The sequence below is a fragment of the Nostoc sp. genome (genome assembly GCF_036917155.1).
In the GTDB taxonomy this organism is placed as follows: domain Bacteria; phylum Cyanobacteriota; class Cyanobacteriia; order Cyanobacteriales; family Nostocaceae; genus Nostoc.
Window position 1 is genome coordinate 1 of the sequence record NZ_JBALDZ010000148.1, and the last position, 10,036, is coordinate 10,036.

The 10,036-nt window shown below is 42.9% G+C and carries 12 protein-coding genes and 1 other RNA gene; 5 read left to right on the forward strand and 8 right to left on the reverse strand.

The genetic code is table 11. The annotated features are described in order from the left end of the window. Positions 1 to 293: 293 nt before the first annotated feature. From ssrS to V7K67_RS20115, 5 genes are all read right to left on the reverse strand, one after another. Positions 294 to 476: non-coding RNA, 6S RNA (ssrS, locus tag V7K67_RS20095), on the reverse strand. Between the two features lie 60 nt (positions 477 to 536). Then, the gene (locus V7K67_RS20100) at positions 537 to 1,703 is read right to left on the reverse strand and encodes a 5-(carboxyamino)imidazole ribonucleotide synthase (protein WP_334733842.1); all 1,167 of its coding nucleotides are present in this window, start codon (positions 1,701 to 1,703) and stop codon (positions 537 to 539) included. Next, a complete protein-coding gene (locus tag V7K67_RS20105; RefSeq protein ID WP_334733843.1) occupies positions 1,700 to 2,224 on the reverse strand; it encodes a pentapeptide repeat-containing protein in 525 nt (174 codons plus the stop codon). Before V7K67_RS20105 ends, V7K67_RS20100 begins: the two co-directional genes overlap by 4 nt. 92 nt (positions 2,225 to 2,316) lie before the next feature. Further along, on the reverse strand, positions 2,317 to 2,505 hold the full coding sequence (locus V7K67_RS20110) for a hypothetical protein (RefSeq protein WP_334733844.1): 189 nt from the start codon (positions 2,503 to 2,505) through the stop codon (positions 2,317 to 2,319). 20 nt (positions 2,506 to 2,525) lie between these two features. Then, positions 2,526 to 2,678, reverse strand: coding sequence for a lmo0937 family membrane protein (locus tag V7K67_RS20115; protein WP_334711777.1), 153 nt, complete (start codon positions 2,676 to 2,678; stop codon positions 2,526 to 2,528). 483 nt (positions 2,679 to 3,161) lie between these two features. On the opposite strand from V7K67_RS20115, the gene ribD reads away from it, so the two are divergent. After that, positions 3,162 to 4,373 (forward strand): bifunctional diaminohydroxyphosphoribosylaminopyrimidine deaminase/5-amino-6-(5-phosphoribosylamino)uracil reductase RibD, encoded by a 1,212-nt coding sequence (gene ribD, locus V7K67_RS20120; RefSeq protein WP_335168087.1) that lies wholly within the window; start codon positions 3,162 to 3,164, stop codon positions 4,371 to 4,373. 25 nt (positions 4,374 to 4,398) lie between these two features. Here ribD and V7K67_RS20125 read toward each other — a convergent pair whose 3' ends face one another. Both V7K67_RS20125 and V7K67_RS20130 read right to left on the reverse strand, forming a co-directional pair. Continuing rightward, the gene (locus tag V7K67_RS20125; RefSeq protein ID WP_334711779.1) at positions 4,399 to 4,617 is read right to left on the reverse strand and encodes a hypothetical protein; all 219 of its coding nucleotides are present in this window, start codon (positions 4,615 to 4,617) and stop codon (positions 4,399 to 4,401) included. 373 nt (positions 4,618 to 4,990) lie between these two features. Continuing rightward, entirely contained in the window at positions 4,991 to 6,862 is a 1,872-nt protein-coding gene (locus V7K67_RS20130; protein WP_335168078.1) for a protein kinase domain-containing protein, read from the reverse strand. 103 nt (positions 6,863 to 6,965) lie between these two features. Here V7K67_RS20130 and V7K67_RS20135 point away from each other — a divergent pair, with 103 nt between their 5' ends. After that, positions 6,966 to 7,145, forward strand: coding sequence for a hypothetical protein (locus V7K67_RS20135; protein WP_335168081.1), 180 nt, complete (start codon positions 6,966 to 6,968; stop codon positions 7,143 to 7,145). Positions 7,146 to 7,382: 237 nt separating this feature from the next. On the opposite strand, the gene petL is transcribed toward V7K67_RS20135, so the two are convergent. After that, positions 7,383 to 7,478 carry a cytochrome b6-f complex subunit PetL gene (petL, locus tag V7K67_RS20140; protein ID WP_179065590.1) on the reverse strand — a complete coding sequence of 32 codons (96 nt, stop codon included), beginning with the start codon at positions 7,476 to 7,478 and terminating at the stop codon, positions 7,383 to 7,385. A gap of 250 nt (positions 7,479 to 7,728) precedes the next feature. Between petL and aroB the strand changes: the two genes are divergently transcribed. From aroB to V7K67_RS20155, 3 genes are all read left to right on the forward strand, one after another. Then, on the forward strand, positions 7,729 to 8,862 hold the full coding sequence (aroB, locus tag V7K67_RS20145) for a 3-dehydroquinate synthase (RefSeq protein ID WP_334733848.1): 1,134 nt from the start codon (positions 7,729 to 7,731) through the stop codon (positions 8,860 to 8,862). 67 nt (positions 8,863 to 8,929) lie between these two features. Beyond that, positions 8,930 to 9,508, forward strand: coding sequence for a Uma2 family endonuclease (locus V7K67_RS20150; RefSeq protein WP_334733849.1), 579 nt, complete (start codon positions 8,930 to 8,932; stop codon positions 9,506 to 9,508). A 175-nt stretch (positions 9,509 to 9,683) separates the two neighbouring features. Then, positions 9,684 to 10,010, forward strand: coding sequence for a hypothetical protein (locus V7K67_RS20155; protein WP_335168085.1), 327 nt, complete (start codon positions 9,684 to 9,686; stop codon positions 10,008 to 10,010). Positions 10,011 to 10,036 lie beyond the last annotated feature (26 nt).

The window sequence follows — 10,036 nt, forward strand, 5'->3', positions numbered from 1 at the left end:
CGCATGATTGCGTCTCGTAGAGAGAAATAATACGTCCGTGATTATTTCCCCTAAATTTATTTATGGGGATTATCTTTTTACTTTTTACTTTTTAAAATGGTACAGATACCAAAGTGACTCCTTCATTGATATTGGTATTTGTTCTATTGGTTCTGGTGCCGTCGAGTCTACTATCAAACAGATAGATTGGCAATTAAAAATCTCTGGCGCACAATGGGATAAATCGAAATTTGAAACTGATTGAAATAATTAAAGCTCCCAAGTTCTAACTGACTTTGGGAGCTAATAATTTTAAGTTCACCGCGACGCCGTTTTACCTAAGTTTATGACCTGGGTTAACCAGGTGGGAACCTAAATTCCTCGTTTAAAGTTTCCGGGTACATGCCCGGTATACTGCCACGAGAACAGTTGACTCCCTTGTCTTTAAAGGCATAGATCAAAAAACTTGATGGCAGTCACCAACGTCGTAGTGCAACTTATTCATTATAGCTTTCAAAAAGATGTTGTGTGTTCAACATCGAAACTTTCTGATTCGTTTACCTGGGATACCAGATAGATTCTATGGTGTGGGCGATATTGTTGGCGTATGCCGTCGCCGATTCTTGATTTTGATTATCCAGCAAAACAGTAACATGTCCCAACTTTCGCCCAGGACGTGATTCTGTTTTCCCATACCAGTGAAGGTGCGCGTGGGGAATTTCTGTTATTTGTTGACGCTGGCTTTGGTAGTCGCCGCGAGAATTTTCATACCCTAGTAGGTTCACCATCACAGCGCCAGCGCACTGCAAAGCTGGATTTCCCAAAGGTAAACCACAAACGGCTCTGAGATGCTGCTCAAACTGAGAAGTTTCGCAGGCGTCAAGAGAAAAATGCCCAGAATTGTGGGTACGGGGGGCAATTTCATTTACCAGGATTTTGCCATCAACACGGATAAATAGCTCAATTCCAAAAATTCCCACTACTTCTAGGCTATTTAATAGAGTATGTGCGATCGCTTCTATTTCTGCTACTTGATTGGGAGTAATCTCGGCTGGCGCAATCACCCGCCGACACACTTGTTGTTCTTGTTGAGTTTCCACTACTGGATAAGTGACAATTTCTCCCTCTACAGAACGAGCTACAATTATTGCTAGTTCCCGTTCAAAAGGGACAAATTCTTCTAACAAGAAAAGTGATTGATTTAAAGTTTTTGTTGTGCTTTCATCACTTAGCTTTTGCTCTAAAGTCACAAAATCCTGAATTATGAAAGTACCTTGGCCATCATAACCGTGACGGCGAGATTTGAGAACTACTGGAAAACCTAGATATTCTATTTTTGATTTGATATTTTCCACCTCGTCAAGGGCAAAAAATTGAGGAACTGGTAAGCCCAAATCGCGTAAATAGCAACGCTGATGATATTTATCTAAAAGAGGGGCTAAAGCTTCTAATCTGGGGCGGAAACAAACGCCTTGCTGTGCTAAAAAAGATAAAGCTTGCAGGTTAACAAATTCGTTTTCAAAGGTGATGACATCGCATTTTTTAGCTAATATCTCTGTAGCACTAGCGTCATCTACCGGAGCAAAAACGATTTCCTCAGCAATTGACACGGCCGGGTCGTGAACGCTTGGAGTTTGTACTACTAATTCTACACCTAGCTTCTGTGCTGCATCCGCCATCATCCAGGCAAGTTGTCCGCCACCAATTACACCAACACGTTTCATTGACATCCTAGAGAATCACGAGTTTGCACGCCTGTTTTGGAATTCACACCACTGGCTTTACCGCACAGTTCTTTGATTTGCGCTCTATCCAAAATTGCATCTGTAAAATCTGCACCGTCTATATTTACATCATTAAAGATAGCGCGGAGCAAAAGAGCTTCTTTGAAAACTGCATCGCTCAAATCTGCCTTAGTCAAGTTTACCTGATCGACCATTGCATTCGTTAAATCTGCTCCGTGGAGATTTGCTTTTGTCATTACCGAAGCGCTCATGACTGCTCCCCGCAAGTCAGCGTTTGCAAAGTTAGCCAGTTCCATATTGGCGTTAGAAAACTCCGCAGCCTGCAAACTCTGTCCAGAAAAATCACGTCTTGATAACTCTGCATTACTAAATGACAGTGGATGAGTCCAGTCTACTGCCAGTGCGGGATCAGCCACACACCAGATAATAATTCCCAGAAGGAGCCCCAACCCTTGCCGCCAAAGGATATCGAGAGCCAATTTGGTGTCTAATCGCTGCATTTAAGCTTACCGCATTTGAATGTTAACAAGACTGGAACATCTAATCTTGAGACTCACAGTCTTGCTACTGGATTTGGGAGATGTGTATTTCTCTAGCTTAATATTTTGCAACGCAAAAAGGTTAGATGCGTCGCAGTTTGTAGACATGGCTTCTCACCGTTAGCGGCAATATTAGCAGCGATCGCTTTTGGTATGAGTGGAGCGATCGCACTCACTATATACAACTTAGGTACACTTAAATCTTTTTTACCAAGGTTAGTAACTTTGAAAACGTACCTCACCAGGACAATAAGTACTATATTTACACATCACGCGTTTTAAAAAAATTATAGATAGCAAGGGCAATGGCTAAAAGCAACACTGCATGAATTAAATTTCCAGCAATATGAAGTGCCAGTCCTAATGCCCAAAAAGCAATCAGTACAACAACAATGCCCCAAATTATACTCAACATATAATATTTGCTTTGATTCAAGCAAGTTTCAATTTTCTCATATATATTACTCCTAGCTTCACTTGGATTCTATTTACCCTCAGAGAGGTATATAAGTTTCAATCATCCTTCTTGAGAGAGAAAACTATATGACTCGTCGAATTCACATTATCTTAACCCGGATTTCTCACCACATCTCTCAAAACCTTGTGCTCTTGAGCAGGGGAGCAGAGGAGCAGGGGAGAGATTTGTACAAGTTCCCCTCTGCCCCTCTGCATTTCAAGCTTGTGAGAAATGCGGGTTAAGAGTCCCCAATCCCCAGTTCAAATCTGCTAAAGTTTCAGTTACGCTGAATTGTAATGTGAATATTACAAGCTGATGCAAGTTAAGACAGGCAATAATAGCGCCTGGATATTACTGTTTAATTATCAGGATCAAAGCGCGATTCTCCTGTGGAGAGGCGGCGCGATCGCGTGCAGAATATTTACAGTATTGCCTAAAATTATGGATAATTCCCCAGTGATCGCTCAAACAGATGCATCCTTACCAAATTACACTCAGGAAAATATACGAATAGTGGAGTCAGCAGTTGGCTCGAATTCACCACCGAAGCAAAAAGTAGGAACTGACTTTGACTCTCGCATGATGTTGCGGTGTTTGGAACTTGCTCGTCGCGCTTTAGGGCGGACTTCGCCAAATCCGCTAGTGGGAGCAGTGATTGTCAAGGATGGCAAAATTGTCGGCGAAGGGTTTCATCCTCGTGCAGGTGAGCCTCATGCAGAAGTGTTTGCCTTAAAAGCCGCAGGCGTTGGCGCCGCCCGTGGTGCAACAATCTATGTCAGCCTTGAACCTTGCAATCACTACGGACGTACTCCCCCTTGTTCGGAAGGATTGATCCAAGCAGGGGTAGCAAAAGTAGTAGTGGGTATGGTTGATCCCAATCCATTAGTAGCTGGAGGTGGTATCGCCCGTTTGCGGGCGGCGGGGATAGAAGTCTTGGTAGGAGTAGAAGAAGAAGCTTGTCGTCAGCTAAATGAAGCTTTTGTGCATCGCATCCTCTACAAGCGACCTTTAGGAATTTTAAAATATGCCATGACTTTAGATGGCAAAATTGCTACTACCTCTGGTCATAGTGCTTGGGTGACAAGCCAAGAGGCCCGCAATGAAGTACATCAACTGCGGGCGGGTTGTGATGCCATAATTGTCGGCGGTAATACAGTCCGACAGGATAATCCTTACTTAACCAGCCATCAGGTGGGGGCACATAATCCCCTGCGGGTGGTGATGAGTCGCCATCTTAACTTACCGGAAAGTGCCCATCTGTGGCAAACTACGGATGCTCCAACTTTGGTGTTGACACAGAAAGGTGCTAACCCCGATTTTCAAGAACTGTTGCTCAAACAGGGTGTGGAGGTGGTGGAATTAACATCACTGACACCAGATAAGGCAATGGCATACTTATATGAACGAGGTTTTTGTAGCGTGCTGTGGGAGTGTGGTGGTACCTTAGCGGCTAGTGCGATCGCTCAAGGAGCAGTGCAAAAAGTTCTGGCATTTATTGCCCCAAAAATCATTGGTGGTAACATTGCTCCCACACCAGTGGGCGATTTAGGTTTTACTACCATGACAGAGGCGTTATCTCTAGAACGTGTTCGTTGGCGTGTAGTAGGCTCTGACTGCTTAGTAGAAGGTTATTTTCCTCAAAAAGCCAATTGACTATCAATTCATGATGATTTTGCGATTATGAACACTGGCGTTCATGGGCAATATCGCGTATGAGAGCTAGCCGAGATTGAATGTAGTGGGATAGATAATCAGTTTCGTGAGAATCTAACAAAACTTGCGTTTCGGTTTGTTTCACTAACCACTGCACCAAGCTAGCATCATCAAGTTGTAAGAGGAGCTTGGCTTGGGCGGTTTCAACCACTGACCAAAGCTGACGCATAATTGTAGGAGTCATCAGACCTCAATTGAATAATTTAGCTTTGCTCTTTTTAGATTACACAATTCCATTCGCAATTTACGACATGAATGTAGAAGCTGAGACAAGTATTATTAAAAACTTAATAATGGTATTTATAACTTTATGAAGATTAAGAATTGAAAATGAGCATTGGGCATGGGGCATTGGGAAGACAGATTTTTATGGGTTTAGTTGTAAAACCTAGAAAACAAACGGGCTAATTCTAAAAATTTAGTTTTTGTGCTTGGTAAGACTGAAATTGTCCTGATTATAGCCCAATTAAGGCAGTTTTGTAAGCACTATCTTGAATACTGAATCTGTCTTATTGGATACAAAAGTTTAGCTTTTGAGAACAATGTTTTTCAGAAAATTAACACTGTTTGGCTGTAGATGGACTGACAAAATCATGTAAATCTACATCCCAAATGCTGATGTAAATAAAATCACATTGTTGGCGGATAATCTGACCTTTAACTGAGCCATTCTTAAAACTAAAATTATCAGATTGGCGCTGTTGTACCTGTTTAAGTCCCTGCTTAATTTCTTCAGTGGCTTGTCCACCTAACATTCCATTCAAGGTATCTTGCATTACCTGTGGGTCTACCGATTGAGCAAAAGATACCTCAGTTTGGCGCAGCGATTTAGAATTACGATCAAATAAGTAGCCAAGGTCAATTTTGTTTGGCACTAGTTTGTAAACGACAGCACGAGTCTTGCCCCATGCGCCTCTTAAATCTTGATTTGGTTTGCCAAGGGTAGCCTCTACGGCGCTTCTTGGTGTACCTGTAGGAAATGCCGGAACGCTAGCTACTTTACTGGGCGGCTGATCGTTATTTGGTGCTGCTGAAGGTGCTTCTGGTGTGGAAACTGCACTCGCCTCATTCTTTGGTTCTGGCTGTGGTGTAGATACTGCTACTGGTGTTGGAGTATCTGAAGTTATAGGCTTCCTTTTTGGCTGTGGTATAGATACAACCGGAGGATTAGAAGTTGGCAAAGGATCAGGAATTACTGGCTGTTGTCGTGGTGAGATCGGTACAACTGGAACTGAAAGTGGGGAAGTTTGGGAAGAAATGGGCGGTTCGCTAGATATAGGATTCGGAAAAGATTCCGGCGAAGGGGTGGGACTGGTGGCAATGGTTGTTTCTGGTTGTTCCTGACGAATGATGCTAGGTATGACGACTGCACCAATCAAGCCGCCTACCAGCAAACTACCAACAATTACAGCAGATTTTTGCCAGTTTCCAGGAGCGGAAGATCCTGCTATACCTTCTCTACGAGAGGCTACACCAACGGTGAGCTTCGCTAACGCAGAATTGTTTTGCGGAGAATATAATGGCTGAGTTTGTCGAGTCGATGTCGCAGTGGGAGAAAAACTGACTGTGGAAGTATTTGCAGCTAACTCAGGAGGTATATTGCTAGCAGATTGCAGGGCATATAGCATTTTACTGGCAGTGCTGTAGCGATCGCCAGCATGAGGCCTAATTGCCTGATTGAGTACCGTTGCCAATTGAGAAGAAAGATGAGGTGCGTGCTGCTGCCAAAGTATTTCCCCAGTTTTCAAATCGGTTAGTAGTGCTTGCGGGTGTTTGCCAGTCAGCAGATAAATCGCTGTTAAACCTAAGCTGTAGATATCAGTGGCGTAAACTGGGCGGCCAACGGCTTGTTCGCTAGGCATATATCCGGGTGTACCAATGACGAGCGATCGCGTGGGGTATCCGGAAGGATTCACTACAGAACGGATTGTTTCTTTAACTGCCCCAAAATCAATCAAAACTGGCTCGCTATCAACAGAACGGAGAATAATGTTATCTGGCTTGATATCCCGATGAATAATGCCTTTACTGTGAACATAATTTAAAACTGAAAGCAGACTCAAGAGGATTTGCCGAACAGCAGTTTCACTCTCAAATCCTTTGGCTTCGACAATTTTTGTCAGGGTTTGGCCATGAATCCATTCTTGGACGAGGTAAAATTGCCCGTTCTCAGAAAAGTAGGCATAGAGTTTAGGAATTTGGTAACTACTTTCACCCAAATACTCCAAGGTTGCGGCTTCCCTTTCAAACCGCTGTTGAATAAGTTGATATGTTTGCGGGTCATTATTAGTGACCGGTTTTAGTTGCTTGATCACACAGCGACGGCGAGAAGGCATGTGGACATCTTCTGCTAGAAAGGTTTCGCCAAACCCACCAGCGCCGATTACCTGGATAATTTGATAGCGATTGTTCAGCAGGGTTATTGTCATGAAAAATTATAAGCGTAGACACCCAATGCGGAGCCAGAGACTTACTCTCTTCTCCAGGCTTGTCATCAGACATCGCCCTTTCCAAATGTACATCAGATGAGTTATGGACATTAAATTTAGGGGCTGGGGACTGGGATTGGGGACTGGGGATTGGGGATTGGGGATTGGGGATTGGGGATTGGGGATTCAGATCCTAAGCAAAACAATCAAGAAATTTCTTGCCCAATCTTCAGTAAAGAGTTCCGGAGTGTCTATTACTCGCCTTCAAGCTTGGCCGACCTAACAATGCGTCTCGTAGAGGTTTTTATTTGATTCCATAAATAAATTTAGTTGCTCTGTGACCATTTTTCTTTCTTTTGCCTTTTTACGAAAAAGATAAGGTTCAAAGCCTCGCCCCTTGTGGGCGATAGCTCCCCTGCTCCTCTGCTCCCCTGCTCCCCTGCTTTTTCACTTTTTACTTTTGCCTTGTTCGGTAAACTGAGGGCAGGCAAGATGCCCACCCCACAAGAAAGATTCTTGGTTAAATTATTTTGGCAGTCCGCAGACCGAACAACAGACCGACAGATAAGCCAAAGAATAAACCCAAGAAGACGATGTAAGCTACAATTGCAAACATTTATTTTTCTCCACAATACTTCCTAAATCTATTGAATCATTAGTTGTTGGGCATTAGACATCTGGTGAAAATGAATGTAGAGACGTAGCACTGCTACGTCTCTACAAGGACTCTGGATAACGCATATTTAATTTCTGGAGATGTCTATTGGGCATAGGTTAGTATCCTTGTCCCCAATCCCCAATCCCCAATCCCCAATCCCCAGATTGCGATACAATACAGCCCACGGGCGCTTGTTTGGGGTTGGGCAATGACTTCTGTAATTAATGTAAATCTACCAGAGCAGTCTTATGAGATTGCGATAACTTCTCTTCGAGACGCTACGCGAACGTTGAGCTACGCTAACGCACCTTCGAGTTTAGATCAACTCGGTCAACAGATGGCTAGTCTCAAGCTAGGCAAGAAGGTATTGCTGGTTTCTAATCCGACGATTTTTAAACATTTTGGCGAAAGAGCGATCGCATCCCTAAAATCTGCTGGATTTGAAGTTGCTAGCTGCACCCTACCACCTGGGGAACGCTACAAAACTCTCAATTCCATCCAAAAACTCTACGATATCGCCTTAGGAAACCGCCTAGAACGTTCTTCTACGATGGTGGCTTTGGGCGGAGGTGTAATTGGGGATATGACTGGCTTTGCAGCTGCAACTTGGCTACGTGGTATTAATGTTGTCCAAGTTCCTACCTCTTTGTTGGCAATGGTAGATTCGGCAATTGGTGGCAAAACTGGCGTGAATCATCCCCACGGCAAAAACTTGATTGGGGCATTCCATCAACCGCGCCTAGTTCTGATTGACGCAGATGTGTTAAAAACTCTACCTATGCGCGAGTTTCGGGCAGGAATGGCAGAAGTTATTAAATACGGTGTGATTTGGGATGCCGAATTGTTTGCCCAGTTGGAAGCAAGTAAACGCCTCGACCAACTCCGCTATGTCAAACCTGAGCTAATAACCAACATATTAACGCGCTCTTGTCAAGCTAAAGCTGATGTTGTTAGCAAAGATGAGAAAGAAGGGGGATTACGGGCGATTCTCAACTATGGACATACCATCGGTCATGCAGTGGAAAGTTTGACTGGTTATCGTTTAGTAAATCATGGTGAAGCGGTGGCTATTGGTATGGTAGCAGCTGGTCAAATTGCTGTGGAATTGGGAATGTGGCAAAAGGAAGACACAGAACGTCAAAATGCTTTAATTCAAAAAGCGGGTTTACCAACTCAGTTACCAGCTGGGGTAGATATTGAGGCAATTATTGAGGCGTTGCAATTGGATAAGAAAGTCAAAGCCGGGAAAGTGCGGTTTATTTTACCAACAGAGATTGGTGTAGTAACAATTACCGATGAAGTGCCATCGGATATTATTCGGCAAGTTTTGCGGGAAATGTGACCAAAGAAGAATTCAGGAGTCAGAATAAAACATTAGTTGCTATTTACGAATTACGAATTATTGAGCCATGATACTCCAAGCCAAGAATCAATTGACCTTGCAAGAGTTCTTAAATCTTCCATCAGGCGAGGGAGATATCACCTGCGAACTCATTGATGGTCAAGCAATTCCTAAAATGTCACCAAAATTTTTTCACGCAAAACTTACCCGTGTCCTTCTCAATTTGATTGAGCAATCGTGTGAGGGGAAAGGAGAAGTTTGCCCGGAATGGGCTGTTGCATTAACCCGTCGGGGACGAGATTGGATGCCAATTCCAGATATCTTGTACATTTCTTATGAACGTTTACCTGCTAACTGGGATGAAAACGAAGCTTGTCCTGTTCCTCCTGATTTGGTAATTGAAATTATTTCACCGGGACAAACCTTTGGACAAATAGCGGCTAAAGCCAAAGACTATTTAGATGCTAAAGTGCTGCGGGTGTGGGTATTAGATAGTAAAGCCAGAAGCATTACTGTTTTTTATCCAGATGCAGCACCACAAACTTATATGGGAGAAGACTTACTCACAGATTCTTTATTTGAGGGACTGGAATTTACTGTTGAGCAGGTGTTTCAAAAGGCAAAAATACCATTAGATGCTCAATAGTAGATTTTTTGCATCTAGTACAATTTTTTAGCTAAAACGAAGCTGTACTAATAGTTTGATTGATTAATTCACCCATTTGTGGGAGGTAATTAGCAACCCAATAAGTGTACTTTGCTTATAGTCAGACCAATACAAGATGGTTTGAAGCAGGATTCACGCAACAAATGTATCAATTATGTTAAACTTAATATTCACCGGATGTATAAAAATAAAACCCTTGGTAGTTTCAACAGCTTTTTTGCTAGCTATACAAACTTCTGCCAATGCTGAACCAGCTATTCCTAGTTTGACGCCAGGACAAGCTCAACATTTATCCCGTGACTTGGTTCCATATAATTCTCAAGACTTTTTTAGGCAAGGAAAAAATTCAATTGAGAGAGAAATTCAAATTCTGAGGCAAGAACAACAGCGCTCAATTAAACCTGTTCTTAAGATTTTGGACTTTGGACAAAAAGAAGAAGTTCGCGAGTGTGACTCGCGAAATAAAAACTACGCATCATAAATTACACCAGTTATTTTTCAAACTGA

Excerpts from the sequence above, each read along its gene's own strand:
- V7K67_RS20100 (WP_334733842.1), bottom strand. The coding sequence starts at position 1,703 with ATGAAACGTGTTGGTGTAATTGGTGGCGGACAACTTGCCTGGATGATG.
- V7K67_RS20105 (WP_334733843.1), bottom strand. The coding sequence starts at position 2,224 with ATGCAGCGATTAGACACCAAATTGGCTCTCGATATCCTTTGGCGGCAA.
- V7K67_RS20115 (WP_334711777.1), bottom strand. The coding sequence starts at position 2,678 with ATGTTGAGTATAATTTGGGGCATTGTTGTTGTACTGATTGCTTTTTGG.
- ribD (WP_335168087.1), top strand. The coding sequence starts at position 3,162 with ATGGATAATTCCCCAGTGATCGCTCAAACAGATGCATCCTTACCAAAT.
- V7K67_RS20125 (WP_334711779.1), bottom strand. The coding sequence starts at position 4,617 with ATGACTCCTACAATTATGCGTCAGCTTTGGTCAGTGGTTGAAACCGCC.
- V7K67_RS20130 (WP_335168078.1), bottom strand. The coding sequence starts at position 6,862 with ATGACAATAACCCTGCTGAACAATCGCTATCAAATTATCCAGGTAATC.
- V7K67_RS20135 (WP_335168081.1), top strand. The coding sequence starts at position 6,966 with ATGGACATTAAATTTAGGGGCTGGGGACTGGGATTGGGGACTGGGGAT.
- petL (WP_179065590.1), bottom strand. The coding sequence starts at position 7,478 with ATGTTTGCAATTGTAGCTTACATCGTCTTCTTGGGTTTATTCTTTGGC.
- aroB (WP_334733848.1), top strand. The coding sequence starts at position 7,729 with ATGACTTCTGTAATTAATGTAAATCTACCAGAGCAGTCTTATGAGATT.
- V7K67_RS20150 (WP_334733849.1), top strand. The coding sequence starts at position 8,930 with ATGATACTCCAAGCCAAGAATCAATTGACCTTGCAAGAGTTCTTAAAT.
- V7K67_RS20155 (WP_335168085.1), top strand. The coding sequence starts at position 9,684 with ATGTTAAACTTAATATTCACCGGATGTATAAAAATAAAACCCTTGGTA.